13 protein-coding genes are annotated in these 19,560 nt (G+C 58.4%); 6 read left to right on the forward strand and 7 right to left on the reverse strand.

Annotated features, from left to right (window positions below; all coding sequences use genetic code 11):
- Positions 1-31: 31 nt before the first annotated feature.
- The 6 genes from X751_RS154750 to X751_RS154725 form a co-directional block, all read right to left on the reverse strand.
- Positions 32-865, reverse strand: coding sequence for a carbohydrate ABC transporter permease (locus X751_RS154750; protein ID WP_023744386.1), 834 nt, complete (start codon positions 863-865; stop codon positions 32-34).
- Complete coding sequence (locus X751_RS154745; protein WP_023744387.1) at positions 862-1,707, reverse strand: sugar ABC transporter permease; 846 nt, start codon at positions 1,705-1,707, stop codon at positions 862-864. Before X751_RS154745 ends, X751_RS154750 begins: the two co-directional genes overlap by 4 nt.
- Before the next feature lie 131 nt (positions 1,708-1,838).
- A complete protein-coding gene (locus tag X751_RS154740) occupies positions 1,839-3,158 on the reverse strand; it encodes an extracellular solute-binding protein (protein WP_023734887.1) in 1,320 nt (439 codons plus the stop codon).
- Between the two features lie 33 nt (positions 3,159-3,191).
- Positions 3,192-4,199, reverse strand: a complete 1,008-nt coding sequence (locus X751_RS154735) for a LacI family DNA-binding transcriptional regulator (protein ID WP_023744388.1) — start codon at positions 4,197-4,199, stop codon at positions 3,192-3,194.
- Between the two features lie 404 nt (positions 4,200-4,603).
- The gene (locus tag X751_RS154730) at positions 4,604-5,386 is read right to left on the reverse strand and encodes an alpha/beta hydrolase (RefSeq protein WP_023734885.1); all 783 of its coding nucleotides are present in this window, start codon (positions 5,384-5,386) and stop codon (positions 4,604-4,606) included.
- Between the two features lie 422 nt (positions 5,387-5,808).
- Positions 5,809-7,353 carry an FAD-dependent oxidoreductase gene (locus tag X751_RS154725; RefSeq protein WP_023734884.1) on the reverse strand — a complete coding sequence of 515 codons (1,545 nt, stop codon included), beginning with the start codon at positions 7,351-7,353 and terminating at the stop codon, positions 5,809-5,811.
- 593 nt (positions 7,354-7,946) lie between these two features.
- Here X751_RS154725 and X751_RS154720 point away from each other — a divergent pair.
- The 3 genes from X751_RS154720 to X751_RS154715 all read left to right on the forward strand — a co-directional run bounded on the left by X751_RS154720 (position 7,947) and on the right by X751_RS154715 (position 13,761).
- A complete protein-coding gene (locus X751_RS154720) occupies positions 7,947-9,242 on the forward strand; it encodes an epoxide hydrolase family protein (protein WP_023734883.1) in 1,296 nt (431 codons plus the stop codon).
- A gap of 1,325 nt (positions 9,243-10,567) precedes the next feature.
- Positions 10,568-13,396 (forward strand): PAS domain-containing protein, encoded by a 2,829-nt coding sequence (locus X751_RS0133010; protein ID WP_050592352.1) that lies wholly within the window; start codon positions 10,568-10,570, stop codon positions 13,394-13,396.
- Positions 13,393-13,761 carry a response regulator gene (locus X751_RS154715; protein WP_031199892.1) on the forward strand — a complete coding sequence of 123 codons (369 nt, stop codon included), beginning with the start codon at positions 13,393-13,395 and terminating at the stop codon, positions 13,759-13,761. The genes X751_RS0133010 and X751_RS154715 overlap by 4 nt, the downstream gene beginning before the upstream one ends.
- Positions 13,762-14,427: 666 nt before the next feature.
- On the opposite strand, the gene X751_RS154710 is transcribed toward X751_RS154715, so the two are convergent.
- On the reverse strand, positions 14,428-15,024 hold the full coding sequence (locus tag X751_RS154710; RefSeq protein ID WP_023734878.1) for a redoxin domain-containing protein: 597 nt from the start codon (positions 15,022-15,024) through the stop codon (positions 14,428-14,430).
- Positions 15,025-15,599: 575 nt separating this feature from the next.
- On the opposite strand from X751_RS154710, the gene X751_RS154705 reads away from it, so the two are divergent.
- The 3 genes from X751_RS154705 to X751_RS154695 are packed head-to-tail and all read left to right on the forward strand — an operon-like array spanning position 15,600 to position 19,293.
- A complete protein-coding gene (locus X751_RS154705; protein ID WP_155923331.1) occupies positions 15,600-18,221 on the forward strand; it encodes a PAS domain-containing protein in 2,622 nt (873 codons plus the stop codon).
- Positions 18,218-18,592: a response regulator gene (locus tag X751_RS154700; protein ID WP_023734875.1), complete on the forward strand. Its 375-nt coding sequence runs from the start codon at positions 18,218-18,220 to the stop codon at positions 18,590-18,592. The genes X751_RS154705 and X751_RS154700 overlap by 4 nt, the downstream gene beginning before the upstream one ends.
- 41 nt (positions 18,593-18,633) lie before the next feature.
- Positions 18,634-19,293, forward strand: a complete 660-nt coding sequence (locus X751_RS154695) for a response regulator (RefSeq protein ID WP_023734874.1) — start codon at positions 18,634-18,636, stop codon at positions 19,291-19,293.
- Positions 19,294-19,560: the final 267 nt, after the last annotated feature.

A 19,560-nucleotide genomic window follows, 5' to 3' on the forward strand; every position in this document is an offset into this window, starting at 1 on the left:
TCCAGATACTCGAAATATTTCAGCCCGGGTTTCAGCCCTTGACCGAGCCGCCCGCCATGCCTTCGATGAACCGCTTCTGCATGGCGACAAACAGCACCACCACCGGCACCACGATGATCAGCGCGGCGGCCATGATCTCACCCCAGTCGGAACTGTATTGCCCGCTGAGCAGGTAGAAGCCGATGACGGCAGTGACCTTGTCGGCCTTCTGCAGGAAGGTCGTCGCGATCAGGAATTCGTTCCAGGAATTGAGCCCGATGATCAGCGCGACTGTCAGAATCCCGGGTGACACGATCGGCAGCATGACCTTGGAAAACACCTGCCAATGGGTGGCGCCGTCGATCAGCGCGGCTTCCTCGAGCTCCTTCGGCACGGCGATGAAATAGGTCCTCAGCAGCATCACCGCGAACGGGCTGTAGAGCGCGGTGTAGATCAACGCGACGCCGAAGACATTGTTGACCAGGCCGAGCTTGGCGAAGCCGAAATAGAGCGGGAAAATGTAGAGCTGGATCGGCGCCGTGGTGGTCGCCAGCAGGTAGAACGTCCAGATCTTCCACGAGGCGACTTTCTTGCGCGCCAGCACATAGGCCGACAGCGAGCATGTCGTGCAGACGAGAATGATCGTGGTGCCCGACAACAGCAGCGAATTGATGAAGGTTTTCGAGAACTTGGCGTGCGCCCAGGCGTTGGTGAAATTCTCCCAGCGGATCGGGTTGGGCAGTGACAGCGGGTTCTGCACGATCTGCGCCGCCGGCTTCAGCGCGTTGAGCACCAGAAGCGCGATCGGAAACAGCGCGATGAAGGCGCCGATGCCCAGCACGATGTAGGAGATGGTGAGCGTCGTCCGGCTTTCGACCATTCTCATTGCTCGCCCTCCTGCGTCTGCAGCCGGACATAGAAGAAGGTGCCTACGAGGCCGAACAGGCTGATCACCAGGGCCGCCGCCGCTGCCTGGCCGACATTGAGGTCGTAGAAAGCGTGGCGATAGGCGAGCGTCGACAGCACCTCGCTTGAAAACGCCGGGCCGCCCTGGGTCAGGATGTAGACGAAGTCGAAGGCGAGAAAGCTCCAGATCACCGTCATGATCAGCATCAGCATGATGGTCGGCCGGATCCCCGGCAAAAGCACATAGCGCATCATTTGGCCGTAGCTGGCGCCCTCGATGCGCGCCGCTTCGATCTGCTCCTGAGGCACCTGCCGAAGGGCGGCGAAGAAGATGACGCACAGAAAGCCCCACCAGTGCCATAGGTCGACGGTCGCCACGCCGAACAGCGCGGTCGATGGCTGCGCCAGCGGATTGGCGACCGGCAGGCCCATGCGCTGCAGCATGCCGAACACGCCGGTGACCGGGCTGTAGATCATGCCTTGCCAGACGCGCGCGGTGATGACCGTGGCGATGACGACCGGCAGGAAGTAGACGACCTGGAAGAAATTGCTGCCGCGCCGCACGATCAAGAGCATCGACGCCGCCAGCAGCCCCATGGCGATCGGCACCACGAGGAAGATGCCGGTCCAGATGATGTTGTTGGTCAGCGCCGACCAGAACACGCCATCGGCGAGCAGCGCCCGGAAATTGTCCAGCCCGGAGAAAGTCGTCGTCGAAATACCGTCCCAGTTGCAGAATGCCAGGACAACCGTCAGCAGTGCCGGAACCAGCACGATGACGAAATTGATGATCAGCGTCGGGACGAGATAGAGCCGGTGCATGGACAATTGCCCTGGGTTTTGGAGCATGATGCCGAAAAGTGTGAAGCGGTTTTCGGACGACATCATGCTCTATTGATTTAGCGCCGGTCAGGCGCCGCTCCGTCGCTGGTTCGGTTGGGTTTTGCGGTGCCTCAAGCCCGCTTCGGTGCCGCCGGCACCTTGCCGGCCGTCTTTTCCTGCTGAAACGTTTCGTCGAGCTTCTTGAGGTAGTCCTTCGACGAGATCTTCTTCAGCCAGACTTCCTCCATGCCGCTGACCAGATAGGTGTCGGTGGCGGGCGGCAGGAAGGTCCATGTCGTGTAGCCATATTGGCCGGCGCCGACGGCGGTCGACAGGTTCTTCATCGACTCGGTGTAGAGCGGCAGCACCTTGTCGGAGAGTTTTACCCCTGACAGATCCTTCAAAGGCAGGTTCCACTCGCCCTGCCAGGCCGAGTTCATGGCGCCGTAGAATGTGTCGCTGAAGATATAGTCGAGCACCGCCGCCGCGCCGTCCGGATTTTCGGATTTCGCGTTGACCGAGAGCGTCGAGCCGATGCCGAGCGCATAGACCGGCGGGCCGCTCGTGCTCGGGAAACCGACGAAAGCCGGTTCGGCATTGTTGGGCGGGAAATAGGTCGGGACGTTGGTAAAGCTCCAGGTTCCGCTCGGCGCCATGCCGGCCTGGCCGGTTGCCACCTGGGCAAAGGCCTGCTCCAGCGTCAGCGAGAAATAGTTGGGGCCGAAATAGCCCTTCTGCCACCACTCATCGAGCTTATCGATGGCCGCCTGGATGGACGGATCGGTCCATGGAATGGCGCCCGTCAGCGCCTTGTAGACATTGTCGGGACCAGCCACCGAATTGAGCACGATCGAGACATGGTGCTCGTTGGCCGGCCGCCAGTCGGCATTGCCGGCGCCGAACGGCACCAGGCCCTTGGCCTTCATCTCGTCGGCCAGCGCCTCGAGCTCGGCGATGGTGGTCGGCGCCTTCCAGCTGCTCTTGTCGAACAGTGTCTTGTTGTAGAACAGACCGAGCGTCTCGTAGGTCTTGGCCAGCGCATAGAGCTTGCCCTCGTACTTGCCGAGTTCCGTGAACAGCGGCAGCAGCCGGTCGTTCCAGCCGAGCTTTGCCGCGTAGTCGTCGAGCGGCAGCAACTGCCCGGCCTGCGCCATCGACGCGACATAGCTCGGGCCGGCGGTGAAGACGACGTCCGGGCCATTGCCCGACAGCATGGCGATGCGCAATTGCTTGTCGAGGTCGGAGCCGCGGAAGTCGATCGACAGATCATCCTCCGGATGCGCCGCATTGAACGGGTCGATCAGAATGGTCTTGAGGTTGTCCTGGTTTTCCGGTGAAGCGGATTCGTACCAGAAGCCGACCGGCTTCTTGTCGTCGGCAAAGGAAAGGCGCGGCAGCAGCGGCAGGGCGACAAGCCCGAGGCCGGTCTTGACCAATGTACGGCGTTGCATGATGTTCTCCTCCGATATCGTTTCTTATGGCAGTCAGGTCGAACCGCGTTCGATCAGGCTGTAGGGCATTTCGAGCGCGGTCCCCGCGCCCGGTGAGGCGCCGCGCAGGCGCTCCATCAGGATCTGTGCAGCCTTTTCCCCCATGTCGCCCTGGAATTGCGCGACCGTGGTCAGCGATGGTGTGACCAGCCGCGCCGCCGAAATGTCGTCGAAGCCGGCAACCGCAATGTCGCCGGGAATGGCGATGCCGCGATCGCGCAGCGCCTGCATGACGCCGATGGCCATCAAATCGTTGGCGGCAAAGATCGCCGTCGGCGCATAGCCGCTGGCCAGCACCGCCTCGGCGGCACGGGCGCCGCCGGTCTCGCTGAATTCCTCGTCGACGAGGATGTAGGGCGTGCCGCCGGCCTCGGTCAGCGCGGTGCGATAGCCTTCGACCCGCACGCCCTGGGGGCCACCGCGGCCGGCGACCATGGCGATGCGCCTGTGGCCGCGGCCGATGAGAAACTGCGTTACCGAGAAGGCGGCGGCGTAGCTGTCGACAAAAATGTCGTCGATGGCGATGTCGCCGCCGCGCTTCTTGCTGGACTCGATACGCACCACCGGCACGCCGGCATCGAGCAGCGGTTTGAAGTCGCCGGCGCGCAAGGTGAAGAACACGCCGATCACACCGTCGACCCGCCCCTGACGGGACCAGTCGAGAAAATGCCGCTCGCGCTCGGCCGAGCCGTCGGTGCTGACCGCGATCACGTCATAGCTGAGGTTTTCGGCCACCGACTGGATGCCGCGCATCAGCGCCGGATAGAAAGGGTTGGTGATGTCGGGCACGACGCAGGCGATGGTCATGGTGCGGTTGGTCTTGAGCGCCTGCGCGAACCGGTTCGGCGTATAGCCAAGCTCCGCCGCCGCCTTGGTGATCCGCTCCCAGGTCTCCGACGAAATCGCCGGAGACCCGCCACCGCTCATCACCATCGACACGCTCGCCTGCGATACGCCCGCCAGCCGCGCAACGTCTTTCTGTGTGGCCCGACCAGTGCGCAATCAAAATCGTCCCTTATACGTAACAACAACCTATTAATACGTATTAAAGTACTGCGAATGGGGCGTCAAGAGGCGGAGTCTCGGGTCTAATCGCCGAAGGTACGCAGATGCATTTAGCCGGCGTCTTCGGGCCGATATTTCGCTCAAGACACCCGACCTGAGGGGCTTCATGATCGTCGTGGGGCAACGAGAAAGGCATTCGTTGCCCAGCGTGAGCATCGGTTGGTTCTTGGCCGATCGGATCGCACTGCGAAGCGAACTCATGACGGTACGGAGAAGCGTCAGGACCGCGTCCACCGGACGAATTGACGGCTCCCATATCAACCAGGGTCGCGACTCTATTCAGTGTTGCAAATGCTGCAATGTAGGTTCATCGGACTTGGATCTGCGCTTGTGACGCATTATCATTTTGCGTTCGCCGCATCCTCGATCAGAGCAGCCACCTCCCGAGGGTGGGAGACCATAACCAAATGGGAAGCGCCTGGGACGACCACTGTCTTCCGCGCATGGGCACGTTCAGCCATGAAAGCCATAGCGGCCGGCGGGATGTTGCGGTCTGAACCGCCGTAAATCGACCAGGACGGAATGGTTTTCCAGGCCGCACGAACTGCCCGTTCGGCCAGGGCGGCCTGATTCACTGGACGCTGCGCCGCACTCATCAGCCGCGCGTCCGCCTCGGGGAGGTCTGCGGCGAACTGGGCATGGAATTTGTCTTGCTGTATGTACAGGTCCTGGTCACCGTTCGGCAGATTGACTGGAGGCGCAAGCGTGGACCCGAGTGTGCTTCCCGGAAATTTACCAGTTAGTTCGAGGCTGCTCTCACCAATCTCGGGCTCGAAGGCAGCAACATAGACGAGCGCCCGCACATTAGATAACTGGCCCGCCATGGCGGAGATCACCGCCCCAGCGTAAGAATGGCCGACAAGAACGACCGGTCCCTTTACTGAACCAATGACGCTTGCGACATAAGCCGCGTCACCAGAGACGCTTCGCAAAGGGTTGGCCGCCGCGATCACAGTGAATCCGTCATGGATCAGATCCGCGATCACGCCGTTCCAGCTGGCAGACTCCGCGAATGCGCCGTGGACCAGGACGATTGTGGGCTTTGGCTCGTCGCCGAGGGCGACGGTGGCGCCGGCCAGACTAAATGCCCCGACTATCGCACCGATATTGACGAAACTGCGCATGATTCAACCTTTCTGTTAACTACTCCGCCACCAGAGCCGCTCAGTGTCGCCAAATCTATCGCACCAAGGTGTCGTCGACACCTTGGTGTAGGTGTGTTCAGCTTGAATAGGGCGAATCAGATCGGACTCGAACCGCCATCGCCCTTCCGTGGCTGGTCTCAATATTGAAATACGTGACCTGCCTTGCATTCAAATGTGCAACTGCCGGCTCGGGACTGACGGTATTGAGGAGATATGCAGAACCGGAGCTATCTGCCCTCCAAAGAAATCCTTGCGTGCGGATCAGCGAAAAAACGCTTCACCGTCGGACTACGTGGGTAAGTCAACAGACTACCGTCCTTCATGGATTTGTACCGCCAACGCTCGGCCCCTCATCTCTGATCTTTTTGGCCACCGGGAGCGCTGTGGCTCGTCCCCAAGCCCTACGACTTACCAACACTTGTTTGCCGCTCCATTTCCACCTCAGCTTCCAAGCTCTCGATGTCACGGAAGATCGAAGCAACGGCCAGCGTAAGCCCTGCGCGCTTGAAGCGCAGCAGGCAGTCTTTTGCACCAATGTCTCCATCAACCTTGATCTCGTCCCATCGCTCGGCATGACCAACGTAGTTGATCGGTATGTTGTAATGCTGGCTCCAAAAGAACGGCAGTGCGACGAATTTCTCGCTGTGGCCGAGCATATTGAGTGCTGCAGTTTGCCCTTGTCTCTCTGCAACCACCCAATGCTCGACACGAATCTTTTCGCCACTATTTGGATCGGGCCACCGCGCAATGTCGCCTGCCGCGAAGATCCCAGGCGCGCTCGTCTCCAGAAGGGCATTGACTGCGACACCGCGATCTATGTTGAGTCCAGCCTTTTCGGCCAGCCTAACCCGCGGTCGCACCCCGATACCGGCGACAACGAAATCCGCCTCAAGCATATTTCCGCTCCTGAGAGTCAGCTTCTTGCCATCGATGCTGCTCGCGATGTCCTCGAGATGGAATACGACACCGTTCTCCTCGTGGAGGGCGCGGATGAAGTCGCCCATTTGCGAACCAAGAACCCGCTCCATAGGACGTTTATCCGGCGCCACGACGTGAATTTCGATACCACGCGAGCGCAGGGCCGCGGCCACTTCCAGTCCAATGAAACTGGCGCCGAGCACGATGGCGCGGCGCGCGGTCGAGGCGTGCTCGATGATGGCCTTGCAATCCGCGAACGAGCGCAGCGTGTGAACGTGTGGCTGGTCGGCGCCGGGTATGTCCAAGCGAACCGGCTCGGCTCCGGTCGCAAGCAGTAGCCTGTCGTAGGGTGTCCGGGTCCCGTCCGCGAGTACAACCTCATGGGAACGTGCATCGATGCTGGCGACGTCCGCATTGAGACGCAGATCGATATCGTTCTTTGCGTAGAAGCTTTCCCGGCGAAGCGGAACCCAATCCTCCGGCGCATTGCCAGCCAAATAGTCTTTGGAAAGAATAGGCCGATCAACCGGCGGCGCGTCGTCGTTGCTGAGCATGACGATGCTGCCTTGATAGTTTTCGCGCCGCAGTTTTTCGGCTGCTGCGAAGCCTGCCGCGCCGCCGCCGACAATGACGATCTTCCCGGGAGGATGGCTGGACCCTCCTACGCGCTGCTTTGGTTCCGTCCGTTTTCGCTTTTCTCTCACGAATATCCGATCATCGCGCAGCTCCACCGACCAGCAAGCGAGTGGTTTTAAGGCAGGCGCGCGCAATGCTTCGCCCGTGCGCAAATCGAAGCACGCGTGATGCCATGGGCACCGAACCGTGCTCTCAACCAAAAGACCATCAACGAGTGGCCCGCCGTAGTGGGTGCATGTCGCCCCGATGGCGAAAACTTCAGTCCCGCGGCGTACCAACAACACCTGTTCACCGCCAGAATGACCGACGAGCTTTCCGCCATCGGGAAGGTCAGATAAAGCGATGCCGTTGACCAGATCCGGTCCGTTCGGTTTGGTATGATATTCAGCCATCTTCTTCTCCCTTCCCGATGCATTTGAGATCGCCTCCGACATTCCTGCCTCCAGCCCTTGGCCAGGCGGGCGGAGCTGATAGCTAGGGTCGCCTGTTTCAATCCGCCCCGGCCAACATACTGTGGATCTTACGGCGGCCATTGGGCCGGCGGTCCATGGCTAACGGCTCTCTGGCGTTGCTGTGTCGGTGACATCTTGCGCCTCAGTCAATGCGGACGGCAGGACGAATCAGCGCCGCGGCTCTGATTTCGTTTTCTCATTCCGAATCCATTTCGGAAAATCGAAGTCGCTGGCCATTATCGATTCGCGGGTATGAGACCCGCGCTGCCCCGCTAAATCAATTGGACCCAAGTATCGCCGATACCTTTGTGCCGACGATGAAATGCCCAATCCTTCGCGCTGTCTGCCGCAAGCGCCTCCGCAACAGCCCTGAGCTCGAGTGGCGGAGCCTCGGCGTTGTCGCGAGATGCACTTGGAGCATACCAAGGTATCGGCGATACCAACGTTCAATAGAAGTGACCGGTACTTACTGGCCTCATTGATTCGTGCTGTCTCGAGGCGAGCAGCTTTAGTCAAGTTATGAGGAGGTACAGATGTCATCATTATCTTCAATGTCCACCCGCCGGGAAGTTCTCGCGGCATCCGCCGCAGGGGCTATTGCGATGATTACCTTGCCGGGTGTCGCGGGAGCAATGAAGAGTGGCGGGTCTGAGACCATTCGCCCGTTCCGCGTCCACGTTGAGGACGCTGATCTCGTCGACCTCAAGCACCGCCTCAAAGCTACGCGGTGGCCTGAGCGCGAGACGGTGAATGACACCGCCCAAGGTGTTAGGCTCGCGACGATGAAGGCGCTCGCGCATTATTGGCAGACCGAATACGACTGGCGCAAATGCGAGGCGTACCTGAACGGCTTGCCGCAGTTCGTTACCGAGATCGACGGGCTGGATATCCATTTCATCCACATTCGCTCGAAGCATGCGAACGCGCTACCGGCCATCGTCACCCATGGATGGCCGGGCTCGATCATCGAGCAGTTGAAGATCATCGGTCCCTTGACCGATCCGACGGCCCATGGGGGCGGCGCTGCAGACGCCTTTGACCTTGTCATCCCCTCGCTGCCGGGACACGGCTTCTCAGGGAAGCCGACGGCAGCTGGCTGGGATCCAATCCGGATCGCGCGAGCCTGGGGCGAACTGATGACGCGGTTAGGGTACACGCGATACGTGGCGCAGGGCGGCGATTGGGGAAATGCCGTCACCGAGCAGATGGCGCTGCAGAGTCCGCCGGGTCTGATCGGCATTCATACGAACATGCCGGCCACGTTGCCGGATGAGGTCTCGAGTGCGCTCGCGGCGGGCGGCCCTGCGCCCTCCGGTCTATCGACCGACGAACGTTATGCCTGGGATCAACTCGACTTCTTTTGGAAGCATGGGTTGGCCTACGCCCAAGAGATGGCAAACCGACCGCAGACGCTGTACGCGCTGGCGGATTCACCCATCGGGCTCGCGGCCTGGATGCTCGACCACGATGCACGCAGCTACGACCTGATCGCCCGAGTCTTCGACGGAAAGTCCGAGGGTCTGTCCAAGGAAGACGTCGTTGACAACATCGCGCTCTACTGGCTCACCAACACTGCGGTCTCTTCGGCGCGCCTCTACTGGGAAAGCAAGCTAGCTTTCTTTGCGCCGAAAGGTGTGCCGCTCCCCACTGCGGTGAGTGCATTCCCGGACGAGATCTACACAGCGCCGCGCAGCTGGACTGAGAAGGCTTATCCAAAGCTGATCTATTACAACCGTCTCCCGAAAGGCGGCCATTTCGCGGCCTGGGAACAGCCGCAGGTTTTCGCCAACGAGCTCCGGGCTGCGTTCAGGTCGATACGTAGCGCCTGATCCCCGCCAGTGCAGACCTGCACGCCTCCCAAGTGGGCGTGGTGAGCGCAGAGTCCGGCCGTCCCCGCAGGCGGAGCGGCCGGCTCTGCTTCAGGACGTCATCATCGATGATCGTCACGAGCGGACGGTTGGTCATCGGACTGGGCGCCGCGTTTTCCGTATGCACGGTTTCAGGCCCGCGATTTGTTCCGAGATGTAAGGGATGGCGAACGGAACGCTCGCTCCCGGGCCGGTATGCGCTCTCCCAGATCTGTCCTTTGTGGTGCTCATCGATCGAGCGGCCAATGGAGAGCCCGACGCCGCCCTACTTGCTGCGACAGCAGCTGATCGGTGCGTCGGAAAACCCCGGTTTTTGTGATCCGACAACGATAATCCCAATATCATCCCGGTAGCCCGATTGGCATTGTCACGGGCGACACTCGGCGTCGCCAGAGCCGTACGTCCGGCAGCCGGCCACTGCGAGACAAGCCTCCGAGCGCCCCGACAACGACGTACCAACCTCGCCCGGCTGAAGGGTCTCTCCGAGCGATTGTGCGAGGGTGGCCACGGCGCAAATGCGCCGCTGCCACCATTGAGAAGCACGTAGACGAAGTCGACAGGGAGCATGCCGAGCAATGCGTACAGCAAGGTTCCCGTGGCAGGCAGCCAGTCCCCGAGGGCGCTTGCTAGTACCAGCAGAAATGCTGCGTCTGAACGAAATCATCTCCCAGAAGAAGGGAGGAAGAGTGATCCAAGGGACCTGACTTTCGAATTACGATTTCCAAGATTGAACCATTTTCTAGTCTCGGAAGAAGAGCGTGCACGCGCGATATTCTGTATCCTTTTACGAGCGAATCTTTGCCCAGCGACCGGCGAGAAAGACTCAGACCGATACCAAGGTGCTATGGAGTTTCGGAATGGGAGGGAGCAGCGTTACACGAAAGTCCTGCGCTGGGCAGTTAAGTGGCCACGTCAGGTCAGCCTGTGCTGGTTGAGGGCGCTCAGCTGGATCGAGCGCGTGCCGTTATGTATTCCTTCAATAGTGAGGACCAAGGATATCGCGTTTTATGTCATTAATAAAATGCTTCGACCGCGGCGATCGAGTAGTTCAGATGGCGGGTCGACGTCGCCATCGTCACAATGCTAACCAATGGGGTAGCGACGGGATCGATCACAGTGCAGCGCATTGACGAGTTGAAGTTTCGCAGAACTACCGGCTTGGACCCAGGCATCAGTCAGTTCGGTATCCTCGAGAAAAATTCTTTCGTACCCACCACGCAAGAGTTTCTTCAAAGACTGCTTCAACGCCGTGCCGACAAAGCGCTCTCGCAACGAACTGCAAGCTGATGATGCAAATCGACGTTCTCCTCGCCGAGAATAACCGACTTCAGCGCTGTCTCAGCGACCTGGGTAGCGTTATGGCGCTGCCCAGCACATGGGGTGGCCGCGAGCCATCCCTGATGGCCGGTCAACTACTCGACTTGGTTCTCGGCATGCTGGACCTCGACTTCGCCCATTTGCACTTCAAGGATGCCAACGACAATACGCGACGGCAAGTAACGCGACTGTCACAATGGGCGCGAAGCGTGGCCACATCGGAGGATTTCGGGGCGATGCTGGGGCCCTTGACGACCGCCGAGGCGACAGAATGGGCGCAACGACTTACGGTTGGCGGCAGTGTTCTTACGATCCTGCCTGTGCGCCTAGGCGCGCTTGGAGAGTTCGGGCTGCTGGTGACAGGTTCGCGGCGGGAGGATTTCCCGCGCGAGACCGAAACAGTTCTCCTGAGTGTCGCGGCCGCTCAGGCGACGATCGGCTTGCAGGCGGCTTTGCAACTCGACGAAGAGAAACGCTCTGCCCATGCAGAGCAAGCGATCGCTGCAAACGAGCGTAATCTTGCGCAGTTCGTAAACACGATTCCGGGTCTAGCGTGGTCCGCCCGGATCGATGGCTCGGCCGAGTTCTTCAACCAGCACTACCTCGACTACGTCGGGCTTACGGTCGACGAGGCGCTTGGGGCCGGTTGGGTGAACGCAGTTCATCCGGAGGATCTAGAGGGATTGATTGCGAGTTGGCATGCGATGTTGGCTTCACGTCAGGCAGGCGAAGCGGAGGCTCGGCTCAAGCGCTTCGACGGCGAGTACCGCTGGTTTCTGTTTCGTACAAATCCTCTGCACGACGAGGCCGGCGGAGTCGTCAAATGGTTTGGTGTCAACATCGACATCGAAGATCGCAAAAAAGCCGAGGAGGCGCTGCGTACTGGTGAGTGGAATCTTCGTCAGTTAACTGAAACCATCCCTCAGATGCTGTGGAGCGCTACACCCGATGGATCCATTGACTACTGCAATGCGCGCTTGTTGGATTACACGGGGTTCTCGGTTGGTGAAATCATCGGCGGTGGTTGGATCAAAATGCTGCACGCGGACGATGTCGAGCGGGCCAGGAAAGTCTGGCTTGCTTCCATTGAGAATGGGACGCCCTATCAGGTCGAAGTGCGGACGTTCCATGCTGCCGACCGCAGTTATCGCTGGGTTTTGACCGATGCGTTGCCGCTCCATGACGACTTCGGTCAAATTCTGCGATGGTATGGTAGTTGTATCGATATCCATGATCGAAAGGAGGCCGAATCAGCTATTGCAGCAAGCGAGCGAACCCTCGCACAAATTATCGATACGATTCCGGTCTATGTTTGGTCGGCTGGCGCCGATGGTAGCACCGATTTTCTCAACAGTGGCTATCTTGAATATCTCGGAATTGGGCGAGACCAGATGCAGGATTGGCCCTGGTCAGCCGTGGTTCATCCGGACGATCGTCAGGCAAGCGCCGGTGTCTGGAAGGACTTGTTAGTTTCGGGACGTGCTGGTGAAGTACAAGCCCGCTTCCGTCGTTTCGACGGGGAATACCGTTGGTTTTTGTTTCGGGCAAATCCGCTTCGTGATGAGACTGGTGCCGTCAAATGGTTCGGAGTTACGATAGATATCGAGGAATTGAAGCGTGCGGAGGAGAGGTTGCGCGCCAGCGAATGGAATCTGCGTCATCTCACGGAGACCATTCCTCAGATGCTCTGGAGCGCCAAACCTGACGGGGCGATCGACTACTGCAACACGCGTTTGCTTGACTATGCCGGATTCACTGCCGGGAAAATCACGGGCGACGGTTGGAAAAGTCTCGTTCATCCGGATGATCTCGCTCAAGCTGCGCGCGCGTGGTCCACGAGTGTCGTGACCGGCAGGCCTTATCAGGTGGAAGCGCGCCTCATTCACGCTGCCGACCGTTCGTTTCGCTGGTGTCTAACCACAGGCCTACCGCTGCGTGATGAAGACGGGCGAATCCTCAAGTGGTACGGCGTATGTGTCGACATGCATGAATGGAAAGAGGCGCAAGACGAACTACGCGAGACCCAGGCGGCGCTCGCTTACATAACGCGCGTGATGACCATGAGTCAGCTTACAGCATCGATTGCCCACGAGCTAAATCAGCCTTTGGCCGGCATCATGACGAATGCCGGTACGGCCCTGCGCATGCTGACTGCCGAACCGCCGAACATCGACGGAGCTCGTGAAACTGCAAAGAGAACAATCAGAGATGCTCAGCGCGCATCGGAGGTAATTTCTCGGCTACGCGCCCTCTTCACCAAAAGAATCACCACCTCTGAGGTCGTGGACCTGAATGCCGCCGCACAAGAGGTAGTTGCATTGTCATCGAACGAATTACACAAACGCAATGTGAGCCTTCGAGTCAATTTTGCCCAAAATCTACCACACGTAATAGGTGACCGCGTTCAGCTGCAGCAGGTAATTCTCAACTTCATACTGAACGGCGCTGAAGCAATGGATGAAGTGATGGATCGGCCGAGAGAATTGTTCGTCTCGACTGAGCTAGAACGAACGGGCCATGTTAGGGTTTCGGTCAAGGACGCCGGCGGCGGTTTCGATCCTGCTCTGGTCGAGAAGCTCTTCGGCCCGTTCTATACGACCAAAAGCGACGGTATGGGCATCGGTTTGTCCGTTAGCAAAACTATAGTCGAGAATCATCAGGGCCGTGTTTGGGCTGAGCGTAACGACGGCCTTGGCGCTACGTTCAACTTCTCAGTTCCTTCTCTGATTGCGCAAACATCATTCAACAGCTCTAGGAATGTCCCGTCGAGTTTGGCGGAAAGTACTGGACATACATGATGATAACACGGGCATACATCGCAGTTGTTGACGACGATGAGTCTGTTCGCGAGTCTCTGCCGGATCTAATCGGTATCTTTGGCCATGAAGCCGAAGCATTCTCCTCGGCAGAGGAATTCCTGGCTTCCAAACGGGTCAATCAAGCCAAGTGCTTGGTCCTTGACATCGCAATGCCTGGTATGTCCGGCATCGAGCTCCAACGCCAGCTGGCTCTCCAAGGTCGGCAGATTCCGATCGTCTTTATTACAGCACATGGAGATGATCGGGTCTGTCAGCGTCTGCGTCAGAGCGGGACAATTGAATGTCTCTTAAAACCGTTCACTGATACTGCGCTGCTTGATGCGCTCAACGCTGTTCTCCACTAGCTACTAGTTCAGGATGGTGGGGGCGTCGCCCTCGGACCGTGCTCTACTCGTCGCACACACCCCTCCCGAAGTCCGTTGACGCAGAGAATGGCGGGGATCGTCCTGCGCTTCATTCGTGAGCTTCGCGATGACTGATCCTAGTCGGCGCGTGACACTGAAGTGTTGTATGGCGGCCAAAGCAGGAGGGGGCGGTCTCTTATTCCTGATGCTCTGCCCGATATCGCCGGATCCGTGGGTCATCGCGTACGAGCCATAGCGGCCGTTCGCTATAAAGATCGAGCCCGTCGAGCGAATGATTGATCGGCAACGCCTGGGCGAGCCTTCCCGGTCCTCATGCCAGGTCGCTGAACCGCTCGATACCGCGATTGAGCCGCATGATCGCAGTGCCTTCGAGCGGCTCGAGCTTTCGACTCGGCATGCCCGGTCCGATCTCAGGGATCTAGCTCGAGACATTCAGCATGTCGAGATGCGGTAGGCGAGATAGAAATAGGCGTGACCGCGCTCGAAAAACAGCGAGCGATCGCACCCCAGTGGGGATCCAGAGCCGCTCGTATCTCAAGTCTTCCATGCTAGATCTTCTTAACATCCTCAGGCCAAAACCCCACACGGCGACTAAAGCTCGTCACCTTGCCAGCACGGACAGCGCGCACCCACAAATTTTCGAATTCATTCCTGTTCGCGAAATGTTTGAACGCGCGTCTTTCCGTAAGGATAGAAAAGCTCCTTACGACCAGTCTGCCACGCAGCCCTGAGTTCCGGCCTGTTGATGTCCCAGTCCGGCCGGCATTTCATAGTCACCGCTCGCATGTCCTGCCGCAGTTCCTCCACCGTGGGTCGCCCGAAAAACCAATACCCATTGTAGACCTTATAGACGACAAGACCCGGCTCCATGACGATAACGTGAGGGATCATGGGGTTGTGCGTCGGATCCGTGTACTCCGCGATGTCGAGGTCCTTCTGCACAACGCGCCGCGGGTCCGAGAGAAAAGGCCAATGGGCGCCCACGCCAGTACGATATTCGCTCGTCTCCAGAAGATTGTCCGTCGTAATGGTGACAAGCCGGCAATAACCCACGTCCATTTCTCGATGAAGCTGGACTAGCCCTTCAGCCTGCCGGCGGTCCTTGGGACAATACCCGCCCCTACCGAGAACGAGGACCAACGGATCCCGTCCCTGCAACTCGGAAAGCGTTCGCCGCGCGGCAGTGTGATCTGAGAGTTCATAATTCGGAAAAATAGAGCCGGGAACAATATCGGATCGCATAATAGCACCACTGATTCCGACTGATAAATGTCAAGTCGCTAACGCAAACAGCAAGTAGTATACAATAGCAGGAAAACCGCAAAATCCATTTATACGATAGTATTGACAATACCATTGGATGACAAAGTCCGTGTCCAATCCTGACCCCAGACCAGGTCTAGCCGATATCATCGCGACCGCCCGGAGCCGCCCCAAATCCTTGCGTTTTCACTGTGTCACCGCAGGAGGTTTGGATGAATACGAAAACGAAAATGCTGCACTTCGACTCACCCACTCGTCACTGCCTATTGCCGAGTGACGTTTGACAACCGCCGCTACACACGTCCGTCTAGATCGATCCAGGATTAGCCGAGTTGGAGCAAAAAGGTGATGGCCTGACGGTGGTTTCGATCCCTGGCGCGCGAGCGTGCAGGAATGGAGGACGATAAAGTCGCGTTACTAGAGACATGGACGAACCGTCGATCGCAGATCATTGTCTTGCAGCGTTGCACTCCTTTTTCCCATCGCGCATTCGATCTCGTCCCAAAACCGACACCTACGCATAATAGACGTTAGTGTTGTCCCGGGGGCATGGTGTGTCAGGACGTAGGCCTGTTCTGGTAGGCGGCAACGGTCATGAAGAAACTGCCGCATCCGCTCCCTTCGCTGGATCTGAACTCGGCGACGTGGGTCATGGCTGTTCTTTCTTCAACGGCGATGAGGTTTTTGGCGTGAGCGCGGCAGAACAGAAGAAGCACTGTGCAAAAAGCGATGAATCCCTCGTGACAAGCCAGCACGATTTCAAACTCATCATCGATACCATTCCTGCGATGGCATGGTCAGCTCGCCCAGACGGCCTCACTGAGTTTCTAAGCCAGCATTATCTAGAGTACACCGGCCTCTCCGGCGAGCAGGCGAGGGGGTGGGGCTGGACGACTGTGGTCCATACTGACGACCAGGATGGGCTGCTCACCCTATGGCAGACAATCATAGTGTCGGGCGAAGCCGGAGAAACCGAAGCCAGATTGCGCCGATTTGATGGAACTTATCGATGGTTTCTTATCCGCGCTAACCCGTTGCGGGATGAGTCGGGCAACATCGTCAAATGGTATGGGTTGAACATTGACATCGATGATCTGAAGCAGGCTGAGGACAAGGCCCTCGAAGCTGAGGGCGAGCTACAACGAACGATCGACGGGATACCGGCGCTGGTTGCGGCTTATTACCCCGACGGCTCGCGAATTTCTATTAAAAAGCGGGGGCGCGAGTTCACTGGACTGTGTGCTGAGGATGTGACGAATGGTGGCTGTAGGGGCGCAATCCACCCAGATGACATCGAGCTCGAAGAGAGCAAATGGCGCGCATGTGTCGCGACCGGAGAAACGTTCGAGCATGAGTACCGCGTTCGTGCGAGTGACGGGACATATCGCTGGCACATTGCCCGTCGCGTGCCGGTCCACGACAAAGCGGGTCGGGTGATCCGATGGTACGGTATCAGTCACGATATTGAGGGTCGGAAACGGGCGGAAGCTTTTCTCGCCAGCGAGAAGCATTTGCTGAAGATGATCGCGTCGGGCAATTTGCTTCGGGATGTTCTCAGCGCGTTGTGCGTTTTTGTCGAAGACGCCGCCCCCGACTGCTTCTGCGACGTCCACCTGATAAATTGGAGCAGCTCGACATTCGAATATGCCGTGGCTCCTTCCTTGCCTCCCGACTACAGCGCGCCGATTGCCGGCATGCCCGTCGACGGCGACCTGTTGCCATGTGGCATAGCGGCCTATCAAAAAACGCAGGTGGTCGCAGTGGACATGGAATCTGATCCCCGTTGGTATACGTCGCCTGTGCGGCTACATGTTCTGAAGCACGGATATAGGTCGGTGTGGAGCACTCCGATTTGTTCCAGAGAGGGGCGGGTGCTTGCCACCTTTTGCATCGTCCAACGGAAGCCTGCGAGCCCTTCGCCGCACCATCAGGATCTCATCGCGCACGCCACACAAATCGCCAGCATTGCAATCGAACGTTCCCTTATCGAGGCAGCGCTCAGGCGGAGCGAAACGTTGCTTTCGGAAGCACAACGCTTAAGTTCCACGGGCGCGTTCTCCTGGCGCTTGGACACTGACGAGATCGCCTTTTCCGAGGAACTCTATCATATCTTCGAACTCGATCCGAACTCCCCCGTGACGCTTGAACGGCTCCGTGAGCGAATCCACGCGGATGACCTCCAGTCGCTGTCCGCCCAGATGACTCGGGTTCGAGCCGGGCAGAGTTATCTCGGCTATGAGATCCGGCTGCGGATGCCGGATAGCAGGGTCAAATTTCTACGCACGTTTGGCAAGGTCATTCGCCATCAGGATGATCGCATGGAATGCCTCACCGCAGTGCAGGACGTGACGGGGCGGCGACAGGCTGAACAAGCACTTGGCAGAGCCCGGTCTGAACTCGCACATGTAACCAGGGTTTCGAGCCTCGGAGTATTAACAGCCTCGATTGCCCATGAAGTCAGTCAACCTTTATCGGGGATCATTACGAACGCCAGCACCTGCCTGCGCATGTTGGCGGCCGATCCTCCAAACATTGACGGCGCACGCGAAACCGCCCGCCGAACCATCCGCGACGGCAATCTAGCCGCAGATGTGATAACGCGATTACGCGCCCTCTTCAGCAAGCGAGCACCTACCCTTCAGTCGGTGGATTTGAACGAGGCGGCAAGGGAGGTGATCGCTTTGTCGTCGGGCGACGTTCAGAGCAGTCGCGTGGTTCTTCAGCCCCAATTGGCTGAGGGTCTGCCGCTCGTTGCGGGCGACCGTGTCCAGCTTCAGCAGGTGATCATGAACCTGATGCGAAACGCGGTGGACGCCATGAGCGGGGTAGATGATCGCCCAAGGCAGTTGATAGTAAAGACCGAGGCGGATGGAAATGACCATGTGCGCCTGTCTGTACGGGATTCCGGCACAGGTTTCGGCCCAGATGGTGCGGAGCGGCTCTTTGAACCCTTCTACACCACCAAGAATGAAGGCATGGGGATGGGATTGTCCGTTAGCCGTTCCATCATCGAGAGTCACTGCGGGCGTCTATGGGCAGCAGCAAATGATGGCCCGGGAGTGACGTTCACGTTCTCCGTGCCCGAATACTCCAGGGAGCGATTGTCTTTGCAGGATGTGAGTGTTGGTACGGCGTCCGCGGTCGGTGGTGTTCGAAGATCGGCGGGAGCGAGATGAAGCCTGCGGATGCACTGGTGTCAGTGGTTGACGACGACACGTCTGTGCGCGAGTCCTTACCAGATTTGCTCAAGGAGTTGGGCTTCAGGGTGGACACATTCGCTTCGGCAACGGAGTTTCTGGCGTCTGACAGCATTCATGAAGCCAAGTGCCTGGTTCTCGATGTCACCATGCCCGTCATGACAGGCCCCGAACTGCAACAGGAACTAGCGCGTCGCGGGCAAGAGATTCCGATCGTCTACATTACCGCGCAGCGGACCAGTGCCATGCGGCTTCGTCTCATCGAACAGGGTGCGGTCGAGTGCTTGTTTAAGCCGTTCAGCGATAGGGCCCTTCAGGAGGCTCTCCATCTGGCGGTTTGTAAGCCTTGAAAGTGATGGATTGTTAATGCCGGCTTAGGAGGATAATTGCCATGTACACGGGTGTAGCGGCTGAACTAGGCAGTGTCGCGATGTCGGACGAAGCATCCGTGGTGTTCATTGTAGACGACGACATTTCGGTGCGTGAATCATTAGAGTTGCTAATCTGCTCGTCAGGTTGGCAGCCGGAGGCGTTCGGTTCAGCAAAAGAATTCCTCGATCGACCCCAGGTTGCCCTGGTTTCGAGCTGCCTCATCTTGGACGTCAATCTACCGGATCTGAGTGGGCTCGACCTGCAGAGTCTGATGGCTAACGAGCGTACCCCTATGCCCATCATCTTCATAACCGGCTACGGGGACGTACCGATGACAGTCAAGGCGATGAAGGCCGGGGCTGTCGAGTTTCTAACCAAACCATTCGACGAAGAGGAACTATTGGGTGCAATCAAGCTGGCACTCCAAAGGAGCAAGACCGCTCTCGCTCTGGACGCCGATTTGCAAGCTCTCAGGCATCGCCACGGATCGCTCAGCCGTCGCGAGCAAGAGGTTATGACGCTGGTCGTCTCTGGTCTCTTGAACAAGCAGGTCGGCTTTGAGCTTGGCATCAGCGAAATCACAGTCAAGGCACATCGTGGCCAGGCTATGCGAAAAATGCAGGCCCGCTCGCTGGCCGAGCTGGTGAACATGGCAGCCCGACTCGCCACCGCTGAGTAGTCGCTTTTCTCCGCGACTGGGTACCGATTCAAACGCCATCGCGCGGTGGGAGGCTCCATCAATCCCAAGGTATTGACGATACCATGGTGCTATCGTCTCAGCCCCGACATTCGTACATTATTGTGGTGTCTGAAGTAGATTTTATATATAAAAGGGACAGTAGAGCTTCTGTTGCTGATAAGAGGCAGTGACGGGTGAGTTGTGCGCGTGAAGTGGCTTAACTGAACCCTTGGTGTCGCGATGTGATCATGTTGTATGTGGCGGATT

Source organism: Mesorhizobium sp. LNJC394B00 (assembly GCF_000502555.1).
In the GTDB taxonomy this organism is placed as follows: domain Bacteria; phylum Pseudomonadota; class Alphaproteobacteria; order Rhizobiales; family Rhizobiaceae; genus Mesorhizobium.

Bases quoted from the DNA above. Each gene is read 5' to 3' on its own strand.
- X751_RS154750 (WP_023744386.1), bottom strand. From the start codon at position 865: ATGAGAATGGTCGAAAGCCGGACGACGCTCACCATCTCCTACATCGTG.
- X751_RS154745 (WP_023744387.1), bottom strand. From the start codon at position 1,707: ATGCACCGGCTCTATCTCGTCCCGACGCTGATCATCAATTTCGTCATC.
- X751_RS154740 (WP_023734887.1), bottom strand. From the start codon at position 3,158: ATGCAACGCCGTACATTGGTCAAGACCGGCCTCGGGCTTGTCGCCCTG.
- X751_RS154730 (WP_023734885.1), bottom strand. From the start codon at position 5,386: ATGCGCAGTTTCGTCAATATCGGTGCGATAGTCGGGGCATTTAGTCTG.
- X751_RS154725 (WP_023734884.1), bottom strand. From the start codon at position 7,353: ATGGCTGAATATCATACCAAACCGAACGGACCGGATCTGGTCAACGGC.
- X751_RS154720 (WP_023734883.1), top strand. From the start codon at position 7,947: ATGTCATCATTATCTTCAATGTCCACCCGCCGGGAAGTTCTCGCGGCA.
- X751_RS0133010 (WP_050592352.1), top strand. From the start codon at position 10,568: ATGATGCAAATCGACGTTCTCCTCGCCGAGAATAACCGACTTCAGCGC.
- X751_RS154715 (WP_031199892.1), top strand. From the start codon at position 13,393: ATGATGATAACACGGGCATACATCGCAGTTGTTGACGACGATGAGTCT.
- X751_RS154710 (WP_023734878.1), bottom strand. From the start codon at position 15,024: ATGCGATCCGATATTGTTCCCGGCTCTATTTTTCCGAATTATGAACTC.
- X751_RS154700 (WP_023734875.1), top strand. From the start codon at position 18,218: ATGAAGCCTGCGGATGCACTGGTGTCAGTGGTTGACGACGACACGTCT.
- X751_RS154695 (WP_023734874.1), top strand. From the start codon at position 18,634: ATGTACACGGGTGTAGCGGCTGAACTAGGCAGTGTCGCGATGTCGGAC.